Source organism: Yersinia rochesterensis (assembly GCF_003600645.1).
Lineage (GTDB): Bacteria > Pseudomonadota > Gammaproteobacteria > Enterobacterales > Enterobacteriaceae > Yersinia > Yersinia rochesterensis.
This window is the reverse complement of record NZ_CP032482.1, coordinates 3049541-3074029: the sequence shown is the minus strand read 5'-3', so window position 1 is coordinate 3074029 and position 24489 is coordinate 3049541. Positions and strand designations below refer to the sequence as shown.

The following is a 24489-nucleotide window of genomic DNA, read 5'->3' as shown; positions in this document are numbered from 1 at the left end:
GAACTCATCGTGTTAAATACTGACTTACAGATGCTGGAGCCGGGCAGCAAGGTAAAGCTGTTCGAAGTGGACTGCACCGAGTTTGACGGCCCACAACTTTATTTTCATGACCATCCCATTCCTTACACTGAAGCTGAGTTGGAAGCCGCAGGCGGCGACCCAGATTTATTGCCAGTGAAATCTATTTGGTGGCAAGGCCGCGAATACAAGCCATGGCCGACAGCGATAGAGGGAGTGGAGGTGACTAGTGACGGTAACGCGTCAACACCAACTCTGTCCGTGGGTAATTTGGATGGAACCATCACAGCATTATGCCTGGCTTATCAAAATCTAGCTCTGGCACAAGTGAAGATGCACACCACGTTTGCACATTATCTTGATGCGCGGAATTTTCCAGAGGGAAACCCTGAAGCTAACCCGGACGAAGAGAAGATCGATGTCTGGTATATCGACAGCAAGACCTACGAGGATGATGAGCAAATCCAGTTTGCGTTATCCAGTCCGGCCGACCTGCAGGGCATTATGTTACCCACTCGCCAGATCCATTCCCTTTGCACCTGGTGCATGCGCAATCAATATCGCGGAGCGTCATGTGGGTATACCGGTACCGCTTATTTTGATGAGGACGGCAACCCAACGGACGACCCGAGCAAAGATAAATGCTCCGGACTGCTTTCGACGGGCTGTGAAACACGATTCGGGAAAGGTAAGCCGCTCCCGTTCGGTGGCTTTCCCGGATCTGCATTGATAAAGAGGTAGCCATGCGTAAACATATTATTACTGCGTTGCTGGCTCACGCCAAAGATGCTTACCCTGCTGAATGTTGCGGGCTGGTGGTGCAAATCGACCGTAAACAGGTTTACGTGCGTTGCACCAATACCGCGCCAGAACCGGGTGAGCAATTCCGCATTGATCCGGTTGAATATGCGGCAGCGGAGGATAAGGGGTCTATTATAGCTATTGCCCATAGTCACCCTGATGCCACAACTCAACCCTCCCAACTGGATATTGCACAGTGTGACGTGTCACAAATGCCCTGGCTAATTGCCAGTTGGCCAGAGGGCGATATTCGCCAGATTATGCCGAGTGAGGGAATAAAGCCCCTCAAGGGTAGGCCTTTTGTGCATGGCATATGGGATTGTTACGCCATCGTGCGGGACTGGTACCGGCTTGAACGTGATATTACCCTACCTAATTTTGAGCGGGATGATGGCTGGTGGGAGCGCGGCGAAAATCTGTACATAAAGCATTATGCTGATGCCGGTTTTTATGCCCACACCGGGCAGCCAGAAGTCGGTGACGTTATTTTGATGCAGTACAAAGCGAGTGAGCCGAATCATGCCGGAATTTACTTGGGTGATGGCAAGATGATCCACCATCGATACGGTAGTTTAAGCGAAATTGTCCCTTATGGTGGTTATTGGCTTGATCGCACTATCAAGGTGCTACGGTACCAAATACCAGCGTAAATGCTATCATTCTGTTTTCTGCATGGAGATAAACGGATGAAAAGGTTATTCCTATTGGTAGCAATATCAGTATTACTGTCAGGTTGTGAGACGACCCCACAGCAATTAAGGGGTAGCAAGCCTGCTGCAACATTCGAATCAAGCAAGCATGCTGATATATTAGCTCCATGCTTTATTAGAAATTTTGAAGAGAAAACTTACGCGGGCGCTCCAGTTGTTACGTCTGTGAAGCCTTTAACAAATGGACTGACTATATCTATAGTAGATAATTACGAGTTTGTTGATGTCATAAATAGTGACTCAATTACTAAAATTACTTTATATTCAGCAATATTTAATAAACCGACAGCATGGCGCTCACAGTCCAGAACTAATGAAGTCATTAGTGACATAAAAAGTTGTCTATAATCTAATCGATATATGAAAACCCGCTTCGGCGCTGGTGAATCCCCAGAAAAAAGGACAGGCATAGAGAAAATATGATCTACTGATTGTGCAACCAATTCAGCGAGATCAACTCTATGCCTGCCCGTAAAGTATGCCAGAACTTTTTCCGGGGCGCTTTAGCCCCGTTTCATCAATATCGTCAAAATGCCCTGATTGATGCAACCGTCGCATTGACGCGTGGCGCTTCTCTGACCCTGACCAGTATCGGACGCCATCTGCCGGGAACCGCTCAGGTAAAACACAAGATAAAACGGGTTGACCGGCTGTTAGGTAATACGGCTCTTCACCATGACATCCCTCTGATATTTCGTAATATTACTTCGTTACTTACGCGCCGACTTCCCTGGTGTGTTATTGCTGTTGACTGGAGCGGTTATCCCTCACAGGCATTCCACGTCTTACGCGCCAGCCTGATTTGTGATGGTCGTTCCATCCCGTTAATGAGCCAAATTGTTCCCTCGCATAACCAACAGAATGCATTGATACAAAAAGAGTTCCTGAATTCTATCGCCACCGCTATTGCGCCTGATAAAAAGGTGCTCATCGTCACTGACGCCGGTTTTCAAAATGCCTGGTTTCACCATATTAAATCATTGGGTTGGGATTTTATCGGGCGAGTCAGAGGCAATATCCAGCTCCGGCTGGATAAAAAAGGTGAGCACTGGTTCAGGCGGCAGGAATTATCGGCCAGTGGCAAACCTGAATATCTGGGGCCGGGGACACTCGCACGTGCAGAATATGCCCGCTGTGATGGTCACTTTTACCTGCATAAAAAGGAACCCAAAGGGCGGCAGAATAAACGTGCCCGTTGCCGGATATCTCGCTATTCGCAAGAGCGGGACGGACGCGCCGCAGCAAAAGAACCGTGGCTTATCTTTAGCAGTACAGAGGAGTTTAAACCACGTGAAGTCATGAAGTTATACAGTCGCAGGATGCAGATAGAGCAGAATTTTCGCGATGAGAAAAGTGAACGTTTTGGCTTTGGGCTTCGCGCCAGTCACAGCCGCACAGCGGGGCGTATACTGGTGTTAAGTCTTCTGGCAACGTTAAGCACGGCAGTATTATGGTTACTTGGCTATCATGCTGAAAATAAAGGGTTACATCTGAGGTATCAGGCTAACAGCCTTAAGTCACGACGGGTTATATCTTATCTGACATTAGCGGAGAATATCTTGCGACACTCTCCGCTAATTTTAACGCGAACAGCACTGGATGCAGTTCTTAATCACCTCGCCAAAACCTACCGAAGTATGGTGTTGGTTTATTAGCGCTGAATTAGTGGGGATCCCTCAGCGCTTCGGCGGGTTTTTTATTGGGGGTAATATGTCAGAAGTAAAAACAATTCGCTTATATGGTCAGTTAAAACAATTCACAGAAAATAAAGATGGATTTTTTCGCTTTGCTGCCAGTTCAACACAAGAAGCTATTAAGGCCTGTTGTGTATTATTGCCGGGGTTTGAGCGATTTCTTAATGACGCTAAAGACAAAGGACTTACATTTGCTGTTTTTAAAGGTAAACGCAATATATCTAAAGATGAACTGGAGTTTAATATTGGTGATGAAGAAATAAAGATAGCACCAATAATTATAGGCAGTAAAAAAGCAGGGTTATTTCAAACTATATTAGGTGCTGTTTTGATAGCCGCTGCTGTATTTGCTGGGCCGGGGGGGATTGGAGCTGCGTTTGCAGCGAAGGGAATGGTTGGCATGACCGCGATGATGGGGGCTTCCTTGGCACTCGGCGGAATGGTTCAGATGCTATCACCCCAGCAGGGTGGACTTGCAATGCGAGAATCACCGGACAATAAACCCAGTTATGCATTCGGCGGCCCGGTTAACTCCATCGCTCAGGGCAACCCCGTACCGCTCGGATATGGCAAGCGACGAATTGGTGGAGCGTTAATATCTGCCGGAATCCACGCTGAAGACCAGCAGTAACAATTTTAATTAACGCCGAAAGGCAGGAGTGAGTTATGACGCAAGAACAGCGAATTGAAGCGCTAGAGCAGCAGGTATCAGAGATGGAAAAACAGCTCACCGAAATTAAGCAATCGGTGAGCTGTGATGGTGAGCTATATAGTGAGAATATCACTGGTTCACTGCTTGCTCCTGAGTATTTTGGAGGGACAGTGAGTGCTATTGCACCTTAAAGCGTTGAATAAGTTCAGCCAAATTATCAAGCGCTACAGCAAGATGCTCATGCTCCCCTTTATTCCCTTTAGCATCGCGCTGTAAAGCTGAAATGACAGCAGGCTTTATATCTGAGTTGCTGGCGGATAAATTAGTCAAAGAATACGCTAATGCGACTTCCACAGCCTTAAGTCTGGCACCTAATTTTTCAAGTTCAAGATTACTCATTTTTAACTCCCTTTTCCCAGAGTAAATCAGCCATTTCTCCGATAGATAACACTCAAGCCGTGCATGGCTTGGGTGGGCTGACCTTACACAATAGAAGATCAGCCGGTAATCTCCATTGGATTGATCAATAAACACGCCAATGCCCACATTTAGTGGGCTTTTTTATGCCTGGAGAAACGATAATGTCTAAAGGCGGCTCGTCTAATACCCGGACTCCGGTAGAGTCTCCCGATTCACTGCAATCAACATCCTACGCAAAATTACTTTTTGCGCTCGGCGAGGGTGAGTGGGAGGGTGGGCTAGATGGCACGAATATTTTCCTTGATGGCACCCCCATCAAAAATGCAGATGGCTCAATTAACTTTCCCGGCGTTCAATATGAGTTCCGTTCTGGCACCCCCGATCAAACTCATATTCCAGGCATTCCAGACATTGAAAATGAAACAGCGATCGGCCTTGCGCTGACCAGTCAAACGCCATTTGTCCGGTCAGTGACCAATACTCAGTTATCAGCAGTTCGGTTTAGATTTTCATGGTCTGCACTACAGCGCCAGCAAGATAACGGGGACGTAGTTGGTTATCGCATTGAATATGCTGTCGATGTGGCAACGGATGGCGGCGCTTATAAACAGGTTATGACCTCGGCGGTTGATGGTAAAACAACAACAAAATATGAGCGCAGCCACCGCATCGATTTACCTGATGCCACTACGGGCTGGCAGATCCGTATTCGTCGAATTACACCCAATTCAACCAGTAATATGATTGCTGATACGATGGTGATTGAGGCCATTACCGAGGTTATTGACGCAAAGCTGCGTTATCCAGAAACCGCTTTGTTATTCATTCAGTTTGACGCGAGCCAGTTCCAAAATATCCCTGTGGTTTCATCTGAGCCTAAGATGCGGATTGTCCGCATTCCATCAAACTATGACCCGGTAAATCGAAGTTACTCGGGTATTTGGGATGGCTCGTTTAAATGGGCCTGGACTGATAACCCCGCCTGGATTTACTACGATATTTTGATTAGTGAGCGGTTTGGTTTAGGCCAGCGGATTAAAGCCGCCAATCTCTATTACACAAAATTAGATTTATATCAGATTGCGCAATATTGCGATCAGCTCGTTCCAGACGGTCGCGGCGGTAATGGCACTGAGCCTCGGTTCCTTTGTAATATTTATATTCAGGCTCAAGCAGAGGCATGGACGCTTATTAATGATGTGGGGGCAATATTCCGCGGAATGACATTCTGGGCGAACAATCAGATGAACGTGCTGGCTGATATCCCTCGCGAGATGGATTACGCAATTACCCGCGCCAGCGTGAAAAATGGGAAATTCATCTACAGCAGTGCCAGCGAAAAGACACATTACAGCCATGCTTTCGTGTCGTGGTCTGATCCAGCAAATGGATATCAGGATGCTATCGAGCCAGTTTCTGAAATTGCGCTAGTTCGCCGGTATGATGTGAAACAGGCAGATGTAACTGCAATTGGCTGCACCCGACAAACCGAGGCTATTCGGCGCGGAAAGTGGGTTTTGCATACTAATGACGCCGATCGATCTGTCTCGTTCACTATCGGGCTTGATGGCAAAATCCCGCTACCCGGCTATATCGTCGGAATTGCTGATGAAATGGTTGCCGGTCGTCCTCTTGGGGGGCGGATAAGCAAGGTTAACGGTCGCAACATTACACTCGATAGAGTTTCTTCTGCATCTGTAGGTGAGCGATTAATCGTGAACTTACCCAACGGCAAGGCCGAGGGGAGAACGATTCAATCTGTTGCCGGTAAAATAGTCACTGTCACTACAGCCTTTAGCATAACGCCTGTTGCTCAGTCTGTGTGGGCCATTGATGCCAGTGATTTAGCTTTGCAGCTTTTCCGAGTGACGGGCATTGCCGAGGGGAGTGATGGGGTTTCTTACGATATCATTGCTATTGAGTATGACCCGAATAAATTTGCCCGTATCGATACGGGAGCCAGAATTGAAGATCGCCCAATCAGCGTAATTCCGCCTGGTGTTCAGCCACCACCGAAAAATGTTGTTATTGATAGCTTCTCAGCACTTTCACAAGGGCTTGCAGTCACTACTTTGCGCGTCACTTATGAGCCAGCAGTTGGTGCTATCGCATATGAGGTCGAATGGAGGCGCGATAACGGCAATTGGATATCAGCACCGCGTACATCAGCTCAAGGGGTTCAAGTTGAGGGTATTTATGCAGGACAATATCAGGCTCGCGTTCGTGCTATTAGCCCCTCTGAAATATCAAGTATCTGGGCTAACGCGCAGGAAACCACGCTAAAAGGCAAAGATGGGAATCCTCCAATGCCCGTGGGTTTCGCGGCTACTAGTATCATATTCGGTATAAAGCTGAACTGGGGCTACCCAGCGGGCGCTGAAGATGCGTTAAAGACGGAGATTCAATATAGTTTGTCTGCCAATGGCACCGATGCCATGTTGCTGAGTGATGTGCCGCACCCGCAGCGCAATTACACAATGCAGGGCTTGAGAGCGGGGCAGGTATTCTATTTCCGCGCCCGGATAGTAGATAAGTCTGGTAATCAGTCGCCATGGACTAGTTGGGTTCAGGGCATGTCAAGCGATGATGCAGGTCCAATTCTTGAATTTATTGGCGATGAGTTTCTTTCTAGCGAAACCGGAAAAGAACTAACAAGTAAGATTGAGAATAATACAGATGCAATTATCGAAAACTCATTAGCCAATAGCGAAGATGCCATCTCAAAATGGGCACACTATGGCGAGAACAGAGCAGGAATAATAGAGGTTCGCCGAGTTCAGGCTGATGCAGATAAATCATTTGCAGAATATCAGCAAGCAGTAACAGCAACGTTCAAGGGTGTTAACGCTAATATAACTGACGTCAGGACAGCTCAGGCAACAACAAATGATGCATTGGCTGAATTTAAAACTCAAACAGGAGTTAAGTTCGGAGAGCAAGACGCGATAATTCAGACTAAAGCTACGACAGTATTTGATAAAACTGGAGGCCAAGCTATATGGTCTGTCAAGGCAGGTATTAATTACGATGGTAATTACTATGATGCCGGAATGGTTATTGGCTTAGAAATAAAAGACGGCGTAGCAAAATCACAAATTGGCTTTAATGCAGACACCTTTATTCTGACTTCTGGATTGAATGGCGCTAAATACATTCCGTTTGCAATTGTCAACGGTCAGGTATTCATTAATGACGCATTTATTGCAAAATCCTCTATCGGCCGTGGGAAAATAACAGATACTCTGGATTCTGATAATTACGTCCAAGGTGTATCTGGTCTGCATCTTGATTTTAAAAACGGAAATGCTGAGTTTAATAATGTAAATCTCAGAGGAAATATAACTATGGATAACACTATTAATGGCATCCGGACAGTTATAAATAATTTAGGAATAACGACGTACCACAGCAATGGCCAGGTTGCAGTTAAATTAGGGTATTTCTAATGGCAGAGCCAATTCTATATGTATCCCCAGCTGATGGGGGGAAAGGCATCAATATGACGTCAGGAACACGTTTGCTAAAATTCTTGGGTGATTATGATGTGTATGGCTCGCCAGCAAGGGCAACATTGACCGGTTTTACTGGTGGTGGCCTGCATTTAGTACCAACTAGGTTTGGTAGTGTTATTTCATCGGGAGGAACATCTTTTGGCAGATATATTAATGGGTATTCATTGAGCGGAAACCAAATAACATTCTCAACGTCAGATGGGGGGCCTGGATGGGCTATATTCTCAGCATTTGAGATACCAAACTCACCGTCATTTGGTAGCTATGGTTTGTTTTTGCAGAATTCTGCGAATTTCATGTCCGTGACTGATGGTTCTCTTCTAGGTTTTTGCACATGGCGCGGAACAGTCACTATATCATCAGACTGGCAAGTGCCAAGTGGAATTCAAAACAGAGATAATGCAATTGTTTTTGCAAACTGGAATAACCCAGATGTGTCATTAATTTATGATGCTGATAGCAAAAATATACATTGTTTTAAAATAAATCCAAATGGGACTACCGGGAATGGGTCTGTAACTGCAAATATTTGCGTATTTACCACTGGTTTTTATCCGGAGCCACCAAGTCCGGGCACCGCTGGATTAGCAATATTTAACACATCTGGGCAATGCACTTATTCGTCTCGATATGCGCCATTAATTCTGGGTAAAACAGTGCAAATAAGCTCAACACCGAATGCTTGGATAAATACCGGGATAGAAAAGCCAATGATTCCATTGCCCAGTCTCGGCGGTTTCCCATCAGGCCCTGTAATGAACGGGGATTATCGCGGCTGGTATATGTCAGCGATGAGAATGTACGACTCAAATATAACCGCTGGCGTAGGTGCGTATGAGAATAGCTCTAACACGCTAGATTACCCTAGCGGGATAAGCCCTCTAGCCCTACCGGTATTAAATGCAGACACTTATTTTTAAGGAAATATAAATATGGCTTGGTATAGAGCAGGCACAATTACGAGTTCCAGCAATGTAATTACTGGAGTTGGAACTAAATGGCTAGATAATAAAATGGGTATCGGTGCTGGACAGATATTATTAGTTCCAGGCGACGGCACAATTAAGATGTATGAAATATTAGCGGTTGATACTGATACTCGATTAAGACTTGTCGCGACACCATCACCTGCAATATCTGGCGCATATGCAATAGTTTCATTTTATACAGACTCAGTTCCAGATTTTGCACGTCGTTTAGCCGCCCAGTTGGCTTACTTTCAAAGTCAAATGGAGGGGTGGCAGAAAATAATGACTGGTACGGGCAATGTAACTTTAATTCTACCCGATCAAACCAGTTTAGTTATGCCGTCCTTTAATCAGATGAACATCAATATAAATAGTAAGTTGCCGCTTACTGGAGGGACAATTACTGGCCCTTTAACCTTGCGTACTGCTTCGGCTATTACGCTGACACCCATAGACGAAACGGCCTACAACTGGATTCACTGGACGCAATTGGACGGCTCCCCTGGGATTAGAATGGGTCGCATGGAAAATAATGGGCCGTTAATTATTAGAGATTACAGCCCCGGCGGAATTACTGCGCTTAATCTGGCTCAAGGTCAATATGTTTGGACTAATGGAAATCTTAATACAACTAACGCCGTGCAAACCCTAGGGTTAGGGTCTGCCGCTAGCAAGAATGCACAGGCAAACACTACAGATGCAGATGCAAGTAAATTGATGGGTGTTGGGGGGTTTGGTATTGGGTCGACTGCTGGGATTAGTTTGGCTCAAGATAATACAGCCAATGCTACAACGCTAAAAAATGGATTTTATAACAGTTTGACTCAGTGGATCGGTACGCCCGGCGGCATATCTGGGCAGCAATCTGGAATTATCAATATTGCAGTGCATCCAGCAGGTGATGCTTGGAGATCTCAAATTGCATTATCATATAGCGCACAGGGAAAAATGTTTTTTAGAGCCACGTCAGATGGGGTATGGAATACATGGCGTGAAGTATGGCATTCAGCTAACACAACAGTGGACTCTAATGGCTTCCTTAAAAAAGCCTCGCCTGTAGTGAAGTTATACGGCGATGGTAGCTCTGAAACAAATGAAGAGTCGGCGGCGGTAACAACAGAACGCATTAGTGAGGGCGTTTATAAAATATCTGGCGTACTAGGTTTTAACGCTGATGATAGCTGGGGTGGGGCAGATGGGGGCATAGAAATCCCGATCGACAAGAACAAGCAACCGTTAATCTGGGTTGATTATGAGATCGATGAGGGCGGTGACTTAATCATTAAGACATATCATCGCACACATCCGGCTTCCCCTGAGTTTGCACAGAACAATATCGAAGATTACGAAGATGGCCAGCCGATTGACATTCCAGCTGGCCGCTTTGTTGATCTGCGCGTTCAGATGCCTGGAGTTGAAGAAATAGAACCGCCACTAACTGAAGCATAAATACAAAACCGGGCTTAATGGCCCGGTCTATTCTTGCTTGAGGGCTTGGTTACGAGTAAAAAGCCTTCTGCAAAACTATTTTTTATTTGTTTCTATTCAGTAGGTTATAACACGACTGATTTAGTTGATTTTAGGTGTGAAAAATCCAGCAATTATTTTAAATATCAATATATTACAATGTGACTCAGTGCCTACTGAAGCAGTATATTGAAAAGCACTCTCCGCTAGATGCTAATCAGTATCAGCCGAAAGGTGAAATTGTTTATAAGTAACCTGTAAATACAGAAGCCTTCAGACAGAGATTGGAGGCTTCTGGTCACAACTTTTAGTATCAATCTCGCTTGGCGATATCCGCGAATGTGCCTTGCAGTAAACGGCATAAATCTGTTGCAGCTAATTCAATATCTAAACCGCGTTTGCCGCCGGAAACAAATATAGTGGCATATTCTTGAGCTGGGCTATCAATCACCGTGGGTAAGCGCTTTTTCTGCCCCAGTGGGCTGATACCGCCGACTAAATAGCCGGTGCTGCGCTGTGCCAATTGTGGGTCGGCCATCTCAGCTTTTTTGGCCCCCAATGCGCGCGCGACTTTTTTTAGGTCAAGCTGGGTAGCGACAGGCGTGACTGCCACTGCCAGATTTTTGGCATCGCCATTTAACGCAACCAGTAGAGTTTTATAAACTTGGTCCGCATTAAGTCCCAGTTTTTTAACCGCTTCATCACCGAAGTTAGTGTCTGCTGCATCATGATGGTAAGGGTGCAATGTGAAAGGAACTTTTTGTTTTTCCAACAAAACGACTGCAGGTGTCATAATAAACGTCCAATTAAAATGAAAATTTATTCAAGTGGAATATCCTACACGCAATCATTGTTGTAGGTTTAAAAATTAATCTAGCAAAATCAGCATAATGATCCATTTTGGAATGATACAGGGCGAATGTCTGTTGCTAATCTAATCGTCTGGTTGTTACCCTGTACTTGCTGCTTATATTATCCGCAAGGAATATGAGAGCTGAATAACTAAAATAATGAAAGTTCCTCTTTGACTGGCCGATAGCAATATTGGCCATTTTTTTGTGTTTTTTACTGTAAGTTAGGTTTCAATAGTTCGGGAAGATTACCCTCGCCATATAAATGCAATGCGCCAACCGCCACCACATAGCGCCCGGCAGGTAGCTGTTCAAGCTGCTGCTGCCAGCGTTTGTTGCGTTGAATCATCAGCACGTCATACAGACCTTGGCTAAAGGTCGGGGCCAATGTGGACAGGTCATTTATCGGGTGATGCTCCAGCCACCAGCTCATCATGGTTTGCAACAGGCGGGCATTAGTGTGCCAATGGGCCAAGGTATCGAGCAGTAAAGACATGCCGTTATCGGGTAATGTCTCCAGCAAATCAAGCTGCATTTGTGCGCCCTCCAGCTCAATGACGGTTTTCTTCTGTGCTGCGGCCGCTTTCAGTAATTGATAGTCGATACCGTATTCACCGCGTAATCCTAGACGTTGCGCCTGGCGCGCCTGAAGCATCAAGGCGACTTGCCACGCGGGCAAAAAGGCCATGGACAGTGGGTCATTGTTCAGTTCTTCGCAGCGCTGTAGCAACTGTTGATAGTGTTCTTCAGATAATCTGTCAATTAGCGGCTCGGCCAGATTTTCGTTACTAAATGGTGAGGCCGCTTCAGTGATATCAGCTTCCACAATAAGTGCATCCGCTTGATTCAATTTATTCAGCAATTCGTGGGGGAGGGGAAACATACCTTCGGTTCCCATATGGATGCTGCCGACCAAATGAAGGTGGCGCTCACCGGGTAAGGTGACATCCAACGCGGGATAGGAATAGGTCGTTGCTGTGGCAATTCCTAAAAATTTTGCGATGCGATGAAATAATGGGCCCATGCCGGTTGATTCCCTTTTTAGCGTTTTCTGTATCCTAAACGCTAAATGGCGCACAAGAAAGTGTTGTGCACCATTAGGTTATATCCGTCTAGCTTCAAGTTGCATGTGCGTTGGCTTCCTTCGTCACTCGGCCCGTCCATGGGCCAAGCTGGCTTACCGCGTACCTGCATCTCCAATGACTTTGAGCACACAGGGCGGTTACTGTTTAGGTTTAAAGCGCAATAAGCGGTTGGCGTTGCTGACCACGGTAATGGATGACAGTGCCATTGCTGCTCCCGCGACGACCGGGCTGAGTAATGTGCCGGTGAAAGGGAATAAAATACCCGCCGCAATCGGAATACCCAGTGCATTGTAGAAAAAGGCTCCCAACAGGTTTTGCTTCATATTGCGCAATGTTGCTTTGGAAAGCTCAACCGCGTCTGCAACCCCGTGTAGGCTATGGCGCATCAGGGTAATAGCCGCCGTTTCAATCGCAATATCACTGCCTCCGCCCATGGCAATCCCGACATCGGCTTGTGCCAGTGCGGGCGCATCATTGATGCCGTCGCCAATCATCGCCACTTTATACCCCGCGGCTTGCAGTTGTTTGATTGCTTCGGCTTTACCATCCGGCAAGACACCGGCGATTACCCTTCCAATCCCGGCTTCTTTGGCAATAGCATTCGCAGTTATAGGATTATCGCCGGTTAACATCACCAAGTTGTATCCCCGCTGATGCAAACGTTGCAGCGCGCTGATACTGTCACTGCGCAGTGGGTCGCGGATGGACAGCAGTGCTGCCGGTTTCCCTTGCGCCGTCAGAATCACTGGCGTCGCACCACTTTCAGCTTCTTGCTGCATTAATGATTGCAACTCGCGGGTATCAATCTGTTGCTCTTCCAACAGGCGATTATTGCCCAGTAACAGTGGAATGCCGTCGACCTCGCCACTGACCCCCAAACCGCGCAGGGTGCGGAATTGGTTGACCGTCGCCAGTGTCAGCCCCTCCGCTCGTTGTAAAATAGCGCGCGCCAGCGGGTGATTAGAGCCGGTTTCCAGCGCGGCTGCCCACTCCAGCGCTTGCTGCTCACTGACCCCATTAAAGGTATGAATTGCCACCACTTGCGGGTGCCCTTCGGTCAGGGTGCCGGTTTTGTCGAACACCAATGTGTCGAGGTTACTGGCCTGCTGCAAGGCATCGGCATCTCGCACTAATACTCCGAATTCAGCTGCCCGCCCCACACCGGAGATAATCGACATCGGCGTTGCCAGCCCAAGCGCACAAGGGCAAGCAATAATCAGCACCGTGGTGGCGACCACCAGGGTATAAACCAACTGCGGTTGTGGGCCGAAGAAATACCAAATTAGCCCGGCAATAACGGCAATCGCGACCACGGTCGGCACAAAGACTGCGGAGATTCTATCGGCCAGCTTACCAATTTCTGGTTTACTGCTTTGGGCCTGACGCACCAGCTTGATGATTCGCGCTAATGTTGTCTGGCTGCCGATAGCATTGGCGCGGAACAACACCGACCCATCCTGCACTTGTGTCCCGGCATGAACGACATCACCGGCTGACTTTTGTTGTGGGATAGGCTCGCCAGTCAACATGGCTTCGTCCATCCATACTTCGCCCTGCACAATTTCCCCATCAACCGGCACACGGTCACCCGTGGTGAGGCGCAAAGTCATGCCCAGTTGCACCTCCGCCAGCGGGATGAGTTTCTCGCCGTCGTCCGTCACTACCCGCGCCGTCGGCGGCGCTAAATCCAACAAGCGCTCCAATGCATTAGAGGAGCGCTGTCTGGCGCGTTGTTCCATAGCATGACCAAGATTAATTAACCCGATAATCATGGCACTGGCTTCGTAATAGAGATGGCGAGCTTCCATCGGGAACACATCCGGCCAGATATTCACTGTGATGGAGTAAATCCAGGCCGCGCCAGTCCCCAGTGCGACCAAAGTATCCATGGTCGCGCTGCCATTCTTCAGACTGACCCAAGCATTACGATAAAAATGCCCACCAGCAAATATCATTACCAGTAAGGTGATTATCCCGATAATCAACCAGGGCGTTTGAGTTTCGGGGGTGAGCGTCATGCTGCCGCCAAATAATCCCCATCCCATTAATGGGATACCCAATAACAGGCCGAGGGCCGCTTGCCACTGGAAGCGCTTCATACTGGCGTGCGACATTTGTTGCTGACGTTCGCGTCGCTCGCCTTCATCTTCAATAATTTCAGCACCATAACCGGCATTCTTGACTGCCGCGATCAATGCCTCATTGCTTGGGTGGCCGGTCACTAATGCACTGCGCTCCGCTAAATTGACGCGCGCAACCTCGACACCATCAACATTTTCCAGTGCATTCTGTACTTTGGATACGCAACTGGCGCAGCTCATGCCGGTCAGCAATAACTGAACACTGTCACTATCACGGGTGGTTGGCTCTGCTGCTTGGTTGGTTTCGCTTTTTTTAACATTATTTGTTGCTACCGGAATAGAGGAAGAGGCCGCTGCCAGATATTCCGGCGAAGATGGGGCTGAGTGAGTCAGCGGCTCAGTTTTTGGGGAGTGCGCGCCTGTTAATGTGGCGTGATAGCCCGCTTGCTCTACGGCATCAATCAGAGTTTGTGCATCGACTTTGCCATACACTTTGGCGCTCTCAAGTGCCACGTCCGCCGCAATAACGCCGGGAACGGCTTCCAGTGCTTTACGGGTAGATTCGGTACAATGTCCGCAACTCAGACCGGAAAGTTGTAACTCAATATCAGGGCGGTGCGCTTCTTCGGCCTGATAGCCGGCTTGCTTGACGGTATCAATCAAGGTTGTGATTTCGGCTTCGCCCGTCACCTTGGCATAGTGAACATTTACTTCCGCATGATGAATATCTTCCCGGCTTTCTAATGCCGTTTTTACACGTTTGGCACAATTCATACAGGAAAGGCCGTGTAAGGCCAGCACCGTGGTTTGCAACATAGTTGACTCCTTATCGAGTAGCACCCTATCCATAAATTTTGTAGGGATAAGTTTAGTCGGTATTCTCAGTCATAGCCTTTATTCAGGGCAATGATAAACCTTAATATGCACAGATTTTATTCCGCTTGACTGACATCCGTCCTTTCACTAATTATAGAGGTTAAACCTTCCAGCAAGGGTAAGGTCAAGGGGGGCGAATGAATATTAGTGATGTGGCAAAAAAAACCGGCTTAACCAGCAAAGCCATCCGTTTTTACGAAGAGAAGAAACTGGTGACACCGCCTATCCGCACGGACAATGGCTATCGCAGCTACAGCGCCAAACATATTGAAGAGTTAACTTTGTTGCGCCAGGCGCGGCAGGTGGGTTTTACCCTAGATGAATGCCGCGAGTTACTGGCATTGTTTCATAATCCCGCTCGCCACAGTGCGGATGTAAAAGCCGCGACCTTACAAAAAGTCGCAGAAATTGAACACCATATTCATGATCTTAAACAGATGCGATTGCGTTTATTGGCTTTAGCGGACGAATGCCCAGGGGATGACGGCGCAGAATGCCCGATTATCAATAACCTGACGGGGTGTTGTCATGCAAGTGAGAAGCAAGAGGCCAAAAGCAAGAAGTTGGGTGATGAGGTATTGAGTTGAGGTATTCAGTTGAGATATTGTTAATGGCGCATTTAGATAAATACGCCATCATATCAATGCATTAGCGATGAACAGCCCTGACGTGCAAGGTGTTGCCTTCCACTAATATCACTTCAACTTCGGTACCAGCAGCTAGCTCATTCGCGCTATAAATGCGCCAACTGCTGTCGCCGACCCTCATACGGCCAAAACCGTCAACTGTCGGTTCCGTCAGTGTTGCCCGCGTTCCCAACAATTGATGGCTGCGCTGGTTCAGCATAGCAGGCTGTGGTTTGGTGCGTTTACTCAGCCAATACCACCATAGAAATGCAGAAACCACCGTCAGAACGGCGAACAACACGCCTTGCATCTCCCAGCTAAAGGGAAATAGCCAGACCAGAGCACCGACAACCACGGCAGCAACGCCGCTCCACAGCATATAACCACTGGCACCCAGCATCTCAGCGGCCAGTAGTAGCCCACCGAGTGATAGCCAAAACCAACTTGGATTTGCTGCAATTGCTTCCAGCATGGTTATTTACCTCGGCTGTTTTTACTCTCACCAATCAGTTCTGCAATACCACCGATAGCGCCCATTAAGCTACTGGCTTCTAGCGGCATCATAATGACTTTACTGTTATTGGCCGAACCAATGTGTTGCAGGGCATCGGTATATTTCTGTGCCACAAAATAGTTAATGGCTTGAATATCACCAGCAGCAATAGCTTCAGAAACCATTCTGGTCGCTTGGGCTTCAGCTTCAGCGCCACGTTCACGAGCTTCCGCTTGCAAGAATGCGGATTGACGCTCACCTTCAGCTTTCAGAATTTGTGATTGTTTCTCACCTTCGGCACGCAAAATAGCCGCCTGACGAACCCCTTCAGCTTCCAGAATATCCGCACGTTTGGTACGTTCAGCTTTCATCTGAGCATTCATCGCAGAAATCAGTTCAGCTGGTGGGCGCACGTCGCGGACTTCAATTCGGGTCACTTTGATGCCCCACGGGTTGGTTGCTTCATCAACAATGTGCAGCAGGCGGCCGTTGATGTTGTCACGTTGGGACAACATTTCATCCAGCTCCATAGAACCCAAAACAGTACGGAAGTTGGTCATGGTCAAATTGATAATGGCCGATTCCAAATTGCTGACTTCATAAGCTGCTTTCACGGGATCAATAACTTGGATAAAGCAAACGGCATCAATCGCCACGTTGGCATTATCACGGGAAATAATTTCTTGGGATGGGATATCCAGAACTTGTTCCATCATATTGATTTTGCGACCAACACGATCCATAAATGGCACAACGATATTCAGGCCTGGCATCAATGTTTTGGTATAACGACCAAAACGCTCAACAGTCCATTGAAAACCTTGCGGGACGATTTTGATTGAGGAAAAGACCACAATCAGGGCGACGACGATAAGTACAGGGATAACTGTAAACATATTTAACTTCCTGTCAGCAATGATTTTTGTTTCTTAATATTACGTGACAGGGCGCTAAACGCCTAATGAAAGGCAGGTAAAAGCGTGTAAATGAGAGAATGTGGGGCCGGAGCAGAATAAAACAGCGCGGGATGGCCCCGCGCCGTAGCAAATAATGGCAACCTTATCACGGCGAATAGCCGCTAAACGTGCCGGTCAGTAGAGTAAGGAGTAAAGTTGACGGCGATATTTGGCGGCCAGCGCATCGCCAGTACCTAGTGCGGCCAAAATATCCATTAATGTCTTACGCGCGGTGCCATTTGCCGCAGCTAAGTCTTTCTTCAAGTGGCCTAGCAGTAGCTCAAGTGCTTCTTCGTTACGGCCGACCTGATGCAGTTGCAGGGCTAATTGTACCGCCAGTTCAGCATTATCCGGCTGCTCAGCCACTTGTTGTTGTAACAACTGGATTTCGGGGGTGTCAGCGGCTTGTTTAAGTAACTCAATTTGTGCAATCAGCCCCTGATATCGGCTATCACGGTCTTGCAGTGGGATGGTTGCCAATACGCTTTCAGCATCTTCACTGCGGTTTAACTGAATTTGTGCTTCCGCCAGTTGCAGCGCAATGTCACTGGTTTGCGGGTTATTGCTTTGTTGCATCAACTGCCAGGCGTCTTTCAGCAATGGCAATGCTTCCTGCACTTTACCCTCACTCATCAACTGTGCAGCTTCGGCAGCTTTCAACTCTTCAGGTTTCGGTAACACTCGTTGCAGTAGTTCGCGGATAACTTCCTCTGGCTGTGGCCCTTGGAATCCATCAACTGGCTGACCGTCCTTAAAGAGATAAACAGCCGGAATGGAGCGCAAACCAAACTGTGACGCCACCATCTGTTGTGCATCGCAATCAACACGCGCCAGAATGAATTGGCCCGCATATTCTGCGGCCAGTTTATCCAGCACTGGGGTCAGTTGCAGACAGTGCTGGCTGCGTTCAGACCAAAAATAGAACAGCACAGGCACAGCCATGGATTGTTCTAAAACCTGATGTAGGTTCGCTTCAGTAATATCAATCGTAGTAGGTGCTAGCATGAATTATTTCTCTCATCCGTTTTAACAGTAGATGGGGGCAGATTATGTCGCTTCAACCTCAAGCTTAGGAATTGCCACGCAGGACCTTGTCTAACAGGCGGCCCGGCAAGATGCGGTGCAATATCGTCAGCGCATGGGCGACTAAAGTGACCGGATAGCGCAATTGCGGGCGCGGGCTTTCCAATGCATGGCGCAATTTCGGTAAAATAGCTTCTGGCGGCAGTGTAAAGCGCTTGGCAATACCAGGATTATTCACCGGCTTATCAACCTGAGCCTGATTTACATTTTGCGTGAAATGGGTGCTTATTGGCCCCGGCTCAATCAAACTGACATGAATTCCGCTGTCATGCAGCTCCATGCGCAGTGCATCTGACCAAGCTTCCAGCGCATATTTACTGGCGGCATAGGCACCGCGTCCGGCAGTTGAAACCAACCCCATCACTGAGCTGGTTTGAATAATGCGCCCTTCGCCGTGAGGCAGCATGGCGGGTAGCAAAAGTTGCGTCAGTTGGTGGGTACCAAACAGGTTGGTGGAAAATTGTTTTTCCAACTGCTGGCGTGAAATCGTCTGCAATGGGCCATATAACCCAAAACCGCCGTTGTTAAACAAAGCATATAAACGCCCAGCGGTCAGCGCGATAACCTGCGCGGCGGCGCGTTCGACACTGGCGCTGTCATCCAAATCCAGTTCAATACCTTCCAGACCCAACTGAGTCATCCTGGTGACATCATCGGGTTTACGGCAGGCCGCCAGCACGCGATAACCTCGGTTTTTCAAGTCTTGTGCCGCAATCAGGCCAATACCGCTGGAACAACCGGTAATTAATACTGCTTTTTGCATAACTTTACCTAGTGAATGGTTCTATTTATCTAAACAAGTGGTTAACTAAAGCTTATAACTTCTTATTGGTTACTAACGGTTTGAGTTGTTGCGCCATCCAATCTGCTATGAAAGGTTGCGCCTCGGCGTTAGGGTGTAAACCATCATCCTGCATCCACTCGGGCTTTACGGCAACTTGTTCCATAAAGAAAGGCACCAATGGAATGCCGAATTGCTGCGCCAGCTGTGGGTACATAGCGGCGAAAGCATCAGTATAACGGCGGCCATAGTTAGGCGGAATACGGATTTGCATCAATAATGGCTGGGCCTTGGCCTCCTTTATCTGATTGATAACTTGTGTTAAATCCCGTTGAATATCTTGTGGTGGGAAACCGCGTAGGCCGTCATTAGCACCCAATTCAATCAGCACCCAACGGGGCTGATGTTGTTTCAGTAGGGCAGGTAGGCGGGCTAACCCCTGTGCAGCAGTATCACCACTGATACTGGCGTTAACCACCTTCGGTAATGACGGTGTAGCTTGCCATGTTTTATCCAACCGCGAAGGCCAGGCTTCGGCAATCGGTAGGCGGTAACCGGCGCTTAAACTGTCGCCGAGAATCAAAAGTGTATCGGTTGCGGCGGCACGCAAACTGAATAATCCCAACAGTAATAGGAAGGGAAGATGCCAGCGGAAAACGTTCTTGAAGTTCATCATCTTAATAAACACGTCGGTCAGGGTGAGCAACAGCTCTCCATCCTTACCGGAGTTGAGCTGGTTGTCAAACCCGCGCAGACAATTGCGCTGATTGGTGAGTCGGGTTCAGGTAAATCAACTTTACTGGGCATTTTGGCCGGGCTTGATGATGGCAGCAGCGGCGAAGTCAGTTTACTCGGGCAGTCTTTGACTGCCATGGATGAAGAGGGGCGTGCGCAACTGCGGGCAAAAAATATTGGTTTTGTTTTTCAATCATTTATGTTGGTACCGACTCTCAATACATTGGAAAACGTCCAGCTTCCGGCGTTATTGCGCGGGGAAAGCGAGCGCGAAAGTAAAACCCATGCCATTGAGTTATTAAAATTGGTCGGGCTGGAGAAGCGGTTGCACCACCTGCCGGCCCAGCTTTCGGGCGGCGAGCAGCAGCGGGTGGCGCTCGCGCGGGCTTTTAGCGGGCGGCCAAAAGTGTTATTTGCCGATGAACCAACGGGTAATCTTGATCGGCACACGGGCGACAAGATAGCCGATTTGTTGTTTTCCCTTAACCGGGACTACGGCACCACATTAATTTTGGTTACTCATGATGTGCAATTGGCTGGCCGTTGCCAGCGGCGGCTGCGGCTCCAAGACGGTAAATTGTGGGAGGAAGCATGATTTGGCGCTGGTTTTGGCGTGAGTGGCGCTCACCCTCACTATTAATTGTCTGGCTGGCATTAACACTGGCGGTAGCTTGTGTGCTGGCGCTGGGCAGTATTAGTGACCGGATGGAGCAAGGGCTTAGCCAACAGAGCCGTGATTTTTTGGCTGGCGACCGCGTGTTAAAAACGGCTCATCCGGTGCCGGAGAGCTGGTTGCTGGAAGCAAAACAGCAGGGGCTGTCTATCAGTCGCCAGCTTTCATTCATGACCATGACGTTTGCCGGTGATCGCCCGCAACTGGCGGATGTGAAAGCCACGGACTTAGCTTATCCGCTGTATGGCAAGCTAGAAACCTTACCGGCGGATGTCAAACTTGAACCGGGAACCGCGCTGGCGGCCCCGCGATTGCTGGCGCTGCTCGGGGTTAAAGTCGGCGATACACTGGATGTCGGTGATACTTCGCTAAAGATTATTGGCGAAGTGCTTCAGGAGCCGGATTCAGGTTTTAACCCCTTCCAAACTGCGCCGCGGATTTTAATTAATTTGGCGGATGTAGAGAAAACCGGCGCAATACAACCGGGTAGCCGATTGAATTATCTCTATATGTTTGCCGGGCCACCGGAGGCAATTGCTAAATTCAGTGACTGGCTGACTCCACAATTGAAGCCGGAACAGCGCTGGTATGGTTTGCAAGAATCTGGCGGTGCGCTGGGGAAATCCTTGCAACGCGCCCAGCAATTCTTACTGTTATCGGCGTTATTGACGTTATTACTGTCCATTGCCGCAGTGGCCGTGGCAATGGGGCATTATTGCCGCAGCCGCTATGATTTGGTGGCGGTATTGAAAACATTAGGGGCCGGGCGCAGTGCGCTACGGCGGCTAATTATCGGCCAGTGGGTCTCGGTGTTGGTGCTGGCGGGTTTGTGCGGCAGTGTCATTGGCTTATTGTTCGAGAAAGTGTTAATCCGTTTATTGTCCCCAGTATTGCCGGCTACATTACCGGCCGCAGGTGCTTGGCCATGGATATGGTCAATGGGATCGCTGATATTGATTTCATTGCTGGTGGGTATTCGCCCTTATCGGCAACTGTTGGCAACTCAACCGCTGCGAGTATTGCGCCGTGATGTTTCAGCCAATGTCTGGCCATTGCGCTACTTTATCCCGGTGATGATAGCGGTGGTGGTGGGCTTGCTGGCCTTATTGATGGGGGGGAATTCCCTGCTGTGGGCCATTTTGGGCGGCATGGTGGTGTTAGCGTTATTGCTGGGCATCATCGGCTGGGGCGGCTTATTGCTGTTGCGCCGCCTGACGGTCACTCGCCTGTCATTGCGGCTGGCGATTAACCGCTTATTACGCCAGCCATGGATGACGTTGACTCAACTGGCGGCATTCTCACTATCATTTATGTTGTTGGCTTTATTATTGGTATTACGCGGCGATTTATTGGACCGCTGGCAACAGCAATTGCCGCCGGATAGCCCGAATTATTTCCTACTGAATATTACGCCGCAGCAGGTACCGCAAGTCACGGAATTCCTCACGCAGCATCAGATAACGCCGTCGACTTTTTATCCGATTATTCGCGCACGGCTGACTGAAATTAATCAACAATTGGCGACCGAACGGGTTGCGGAAGATGCGCCTGGCGGGGAGGCCGTTAATCGCGAGCTGAATCTGACCTGGCAGCAGGATTTGCCCGAGCACAATATTTTGACCGCCGGGCAGTGGCCGCCTAAGGCGGATGAAGTGTCGATTGAGAAAGGCATTGCTGATCGAGTGGGAATTAAAATCGGCGATAAACTGACATTCAGTGGCGATACGCAGTCATTTGGTGCGACTGTGAGCAGTATTCGTCAGGTGGATTGGGAAAGCCTGCGCCCTAATTTTTACTTTATTTTCCCACCGGCTGTACTGGATGGGCAACCCCAAACCTGGCTGACCAGCTTCCGCTATCACGGTGACGGCGAGGTTCTGACGCAATTGAATCGCCAGTTCCCGACTCTCAGTTTACTGGATATTGGCGCGATGCTGAAACAGGTTGGGCAGGTGCTGCAACAGGTCAGCCGCGCACTGGAAGTGATGGTGGTATTGGTGATTATTTGTGGCACTTTGCTGCTATTAGCACAGGTACAGGTTGGCATGCGCCAGCGCCGTCAGGAATTGGTGGTTTACCGGACACTCGGCGCAAGTAAACGCTTACTGCGAGGTACATTGTGGTGGGAATTTGCGTTGCTGGGGCTAGTGGCCGGTATGGCGGCAGCTATCGGAGCAGAAGCGGCACTTTGGGCATTACAGCGCTTAGTGTTTGATTTCCCGTGGCAACCTAACTGGATCATGTGGTGGTTATTGCCATTGGCGGCGGCGCTGTTGCTGTCACTCTGTGGCGGTTGGTTAGGGGCCAGATTGTTGCAGGGGCGGGCGTTATTCCGTCATTACACGGATTAGTGAAATAACGCGGGCGGCATAAACTGCCCGCGCTTCAGTTATAACTTAGCTTGCGCCCAGCGCAGGGCGTTTTGGTATTCCGCAGGTAGCAAAGGTGCTAATGCCGCCAGGGCCGCACTTAATTGCGCGCCATCGGGGTCATTTAAATTCAAATGGCCCACTTTACGGCCTTCGCGCACTTCTTTTTCATACCAATGCAGATGCACCAAGGGCAGTGATAGCCACTCTATATTCACTGGCGTGCCAATCAGATTGACCATCGCGGAGGGAGTATTCACCACCGGTTTGGGCAGCGGTAAGTCCAAAATAGCGCGCAGGTGCAGCTCGAATTGGCTGATAGAAGCACCATTTTGTGTCCAGTGACCACTGTTATGTACTCGCGGTGCCAGCTCATTAATTAGTAAACTGTCGTCGACGATAAAGCACTCCATCGCCATTACACCAACATAATTCAGCTCATCCATAATTGCGGACAGCATTTTCTCTGCTTGCTGCTGTAGTTTGCTATTGGGCTGTGGTAATGCCACGCTCATGCGCAAAATACCTTCTTCATGAAGATTATGGGTCAGTGGATAAAAGACTGATTGACCTTGATGACTGCGCGCACCGACCAATGAAACTTCGCCGGAAAAGTTAATACCTTGCTCGACAATACATTCGCCGTAAGCATCGGCGGGCAAACTTTCTTGTTCACCGGCGCGTAAACGCCATTGACCCCGTCCGTCATAACCGCCGACCCGACGTTTCACGATGGCTAATTCACCCAGTGTGGCAAAGACCTGCGGCCACTCACTATTGCTGGCCAATAATTGCCATGGTGCGGTCGCCAAATTCAAGCTGTCGAGCAACTGTTTTTGAGTCAGACGGTCAGCCAGACGAGGGAAAATATCGCGGTTAACGAAAGCGGTGTGGGTGGCGAGTTCGCGGGTTAACGCGGTTTCCGGCCAGCGCTCAATCTCGGCAGTAATCACACTGTGCTGATAAGGCACGGCTTCTGGCTCGGCATCTAAACCTACTGGATAAACAGCAATGCCTAGCGGCTCACCGGCTTGACGCAGCATGCGCCCCAATTGACCATTACCTAATACGCAAACGGGTTTCATGCTTCATCCCTCGGATCGGGATTGTCCAACACTTCGTCAGTTTGATTTTTACGCCAATCTGCTAAACGTGCTGCTAATTCAACATCATGCAGCGCCAGTATTTGAGCCGCCAGCAATGCTGCATTCGCCGCCCCGGCTTTACCAATGGCCAGTGTTCCCACCGGAATGCCACGTGGCATCTGCACGATGGAATACAAGCTATCGACACCGCTTAATGCCGCACTTTGTACCGGCACACCTAAGACCGGCACCAATGTTTTGGCCGCTAGCATACCCGGCAGGTGAGCAGCACCGCCCGCGCCTGCAATAATGACATGTAAGCCATTAGCATCGGCTTGCTCAGCAAAACTGAACAGTTTGTCGGGGGTGCGATGGGCAGAAACAACTTCGACATGAAAGGGGACATTGAGCGTGGTGAGCGCGTCGGCGGCGAACTGCATGGTGGCCCAGTCACTCTTGGACCCCATTACGATAGCGATTTTAACCCCGGCTGGGTAAGCCGAATCGAGGTTAGCTCCCATGAGTGTAAAGCTCCTGTGATTGCGCAAGCGTC

Annotated in this window: 23 protein-coding genes and 1 pseudogene; 13 read left to right on the top strand and 11 right to left on the bottom strand. The window is 48.8% G+C overall.

The window, feature by feature from the left end; genetic code table 11:
- Nucleotides 1-6 precede the first annotated feature (6 nt).
- The 6 genes from DXZ79_RS14270 to DXZ79_RS20705 all read left to right on the top strand — a co-directional run bounded on the left by DXZ79_RS14270 (nt 7) and on the right by DXZ79_RS20705 (nt 4066).
- On the top strand, nt 7-759 hold the full coding sequence (locus DXZ79_RS14270) for a phage minor tail protein L (protein ID WP_120011371.1): 753 nt from the start codon (nt 7-9) through the stop codon (nt 757-759).
- Nucleotides 760-761: 2 nt separating this feature from the next.
- Nucleotides 762-1469, top strand: coding sequence for a C40 family peptidase (locus tag DXZ79_RS14265; RefSeq protein WP_120011370.1), 708 nt, complete (start codon nt 762-764; stop codon nt 1467-1469).
- A 36-nt stretch (nt 1470-1505) separates the two neighbouring features.
- The gene (locus tag DXZ79_RS14260; protein WP_120011369.1) at nt 1506-1877 is read left to right on the top strand and encodes a hypothetical protein; all 372 of its coding nucleotides are present in this window, start codon (nt 1506-1508) and stop codon (nt 1875-1877) included.
- 113 nt (nt 1878-1990) lie between these two features.
- On the top strand, nt 1991-3184 hold the full coding sequence (locus tag DXZ79_RS14255; protein WP_050292482.1) for an IS4 family transposase: 1194 nt from the start codon (nt 1991-1993) through the stop codon (nt 3182-3184).
- Nucleotides 3185-3239: 55 nt separating this feature from the next.
- Nucleotides 3240-3854: a tail assembly protein gene (locus DXZ79_RS14250; RefSeq protein ID WP_120011368.1), complete on the top strand. Its 615-nt coding sequence runs from the start codon at nt 3240-3242 to the stop codon at nt 3852-3854.
- A 35-nt stretch (nt 3855-3889) separates the two neighbouring features.
- Nucleotides 3890-4066: a hypothetical protein gene (locus DXZ79_RS20705; RefSeq protein ID WP_162928706.1), complete on the top strand. Its 177-nt coding sequence runs from the start codon at nt 3890-3892 to the stop codon at nt 4064-4066.
- Here the strand turns inward: DXZ79_RS20705 and DXZ79_RS20700 are convergent.
- Nucleotides 4053-4274 (bottom strand): hypothetical protein, encoded by a 222-nt coding sequence (locus DXZ79_RS20700; protein ID WP_050296423.1) that lies wholly within the window; start codon nt 4272-4274, stop codon nt 4053-4055. The genes DXZ79_RS20705 and DXZ79_RS20700 overlap by 14 nt on opposite strands.
- Before the next feature lie 182 nt (nt 4275-4456).
- Here DXZ79_RS20700 and DXZ79_RS14240 point away from each other — a divergent pair, with 182 nt between their 5' ends.
- From DXZ79_RS14240 to DXZ79_RS21330, 4 genes and pseudogenes are all read left to right on the top strand, one after another.
- Nucleotides 4457-7741 carry a TipJ family phage tail tip protein gene (locus DXZ79_RS14240; RefSeq protein WP_244942284.1) on the top strand — a complete coding sequence of 1095 codons (3285 nt, stop codon included), beginning with the start codon at nt 4457-4459 and terminating at the stop codon, nt 7739-7741.
- Nucleotides 7741-8727, top strand: coding sequence for a DUF6453 family protein (locus DXZ79_RS14235; RefSeq protein ID WP_120011365.1), 987 nt, complete (start codon nt 7741-7743; stop codon nt 8725-8727). The genes DXZ79_RS14240 and DXZ79_RS14235 overlap by 1 nt, the downstream gene beginning before the upstream one ends.
- Nucleotides 8728-8739: 12 nt before the next feature.
- A complete protein-coding gene (locus DXZ79_RS14230) occupies nt 8740-10224 on the top strand; it encodes a pyocin knob domain-containing protein (protein WP_120011364.1) in 1485 nt (494 codons plus the stop codon).
- 191 nt (nt 10225-10415) lie between these two features.
- Nucleotides 10416-10496: pseudogene (locus DXZ79_RS21330) on the top strand (5'-nucleotidase C-terminal domain-containing protein); the annotation flags it as partial.
- 59 nt (nt 10497-10555) lie between these two features.
- Here the strand turns inward: DXZ79_RS21330 and ybaK are convergent.
- The 3 genes from ybaK to copA all read right to left on the bottom strand — a co-directional run bounded on the left by ybaK (nt 10556) and on the right by copA (nt 15075).
- A complete protein-coding gene (ybaK, locus tag DXZ79_RS14220; RefSeq protein ID WP_042562458.1) occupies nt 10556-11035 on the bottom strand; it encodes a Cys-tRNA(Pro)/Cys-tRNA(Cys) deacylase YbaK in 480 nt (159 codons plus the stop codon).
- 272 nt (nt 11036-11307) lie between these two features.
- Nucleotides 11308-12117, bottom strand: a complete 810-nt coding sequence (locus tag DXZ79_RS14215; protein WP_042562457.1) for a TraB/GumN family protein — start codon at nt 12115-12117, stop codon at nt 11308-11310.
- Between the two features lie 198 nt (nt 12118-12315).
- A complete protein-coding gene (copA, locus tag DXZ79_RS14210) occupies nt 12316-15075 on the bottom strand; it encodes a copper-exporting P-type ATPase CopA (RefSeq protein WP_038631618.1) in 2760 nt (919 codons plus the stop codon).
- Nucleotides 15076-15272: 197 nt separating this feature from the next.
- On the opposite strand from copA, the gene cueR reads away from it, so the two are divergent.
- Nucleotides 15273-15722 (top strand): Cu(I)-responsive transcriptional regulator, encoded by a 450-nt coding sequence (cueR, locus tag DXZ79_RS14205; RefSeq protein WP_038631621.1) that lies wholly within the window; start codon nt 15273-15275, stop codon nt 15720-15722.
- Nucleotides 15723-15783: 61 nt separating this feature from the next.
- Here cueR and DXZ79_RS14200 read toward each other — a convergent pair whose 3' ends face one another.
- The 5 genes from DXZ79_RS14200 to tesA all read right to left on the bottom strand — a co-directional run bounded on the left by DXZ79_RS14200 (nt 15784) and on the right by tesA (nt 19747).
- Nucleotides 15784-16233, bottom strand: coding sequence for an NfeD family protein (locus tag DXZ79_RS14200; protein WP_050291368.1), 450 nt, complete (start codon nt 16231-16233; stop codon nt 15784-15786).
- A 2-nt stretch (nt 16234-16235) separates the two neighbouring features.
- Entirely contained in the window at nt 16236-17150 is a 915-nt protein-coding gene (locus DXZ79_RS14195) for an SPFH domain-containing protein (protein WP_004704953.1), read from the bottom strand.
- 195 nt (nt 17151-17345) lie between these two features.
- Nucleotides 17346-18215 carry a thioredoxin family protein gene (locus tag DXZ79_RS14190; protein ID WP_050291367.1) on the bottom strand — a complete coding sequence of 290 codons (870 nt, stop codon included), beginning with the start codon at nt 18213-18215 and terminating at the stop codon, nt 17346-17348.
- Between the two features lie 64 nt (nt 18216-18279).
- A complete protein-coding gene (locus DXZ79_RS14185) occupies nt 18280-19056 on the bottom strand; it encodes an SDR family oxidoreductase (protein WP_120011363.1) in 777 nt (258 codons plus the stop codon).
- Nucleotides 19057-19108: 52 nt separating this feature from the next.
- Complete coding sequence (gene tesA / locus DXZ79_RS14180) at nt 19109-19747, bottom strand: multifunctional acyl-CoA thioesterase I/protease I/lysophospholipase L1 (protein ID WP_038631634.1); 639 nt, start codon at nt 19745-19747, stop codon at nt 19109-19111.
- Here tesA and ybbA point away from each other — a divergent pair.
- Together ybbA and ybbP are read left to right on the top strand one after the other, a co-directional pair.
- A complete protein-coding gene (gene ybbA / locus DXZ79_RS14175) occupies nt 19718-20404 on the top strand; it encodes a putative ABC transporter ATP-binding protein YbbA (RefSeq protein WP_004390643.1) in 687 nt (228 codons plus the stop codon). The two genes, tesA and ybbA, sit on opposite strands and share 30 nt — an antisense overlap.
- Nucleotides 20401-22833 carry a putative ABC transporter permease subunit YbbP gene (gene ybbP, locus DXZ79_RS14170; RefSeq protein ID WP_038631637.1) on the top strand — a complete coding sequence of 811 codons (2433 nt, stop codon included), beginning with the start codon at nt 20401-20403 and terminating at the stop codon, nt 22831-22833. The genes ybbA and ybbP overlap by 4 nt, the downstream gene beginning before the upstream one ends.
- 38 nt (nt 22834-22871) lie before the next feature.
- On the opposite strand, the gene purK is transcribed toward ybbP, so the two are convergent.
- Nucleotides 22872-23936, bottom strand: coding sequence for a 5-(carboxyamino)imidazole ribonucleotide synthase (gene purK, locus DXZ79_RS14165; RefSeq protein WP_038631640.1), 1065 nt, complete (start codon nt 23934-23936; stop codon nt 22872-22874).
- Nucleotides 23933-24457 (bottom strand): 5-(carboxyamino)imidazole ribonucleotide mutase, encoded by a 525-nt coding sequence (gene purE, locus DXZ79_RS14160; protein WP_038631642.1) that lies wholly within the window; start codon nt 24455-24457, stop codon nt 23933-23935. The genes purK and purE overlap by 4 nt, the downstream gene beginning before the upstream one ends.
- Between the last annotated feature and the right edge of the window lie 32 nt (nt 24458-24489).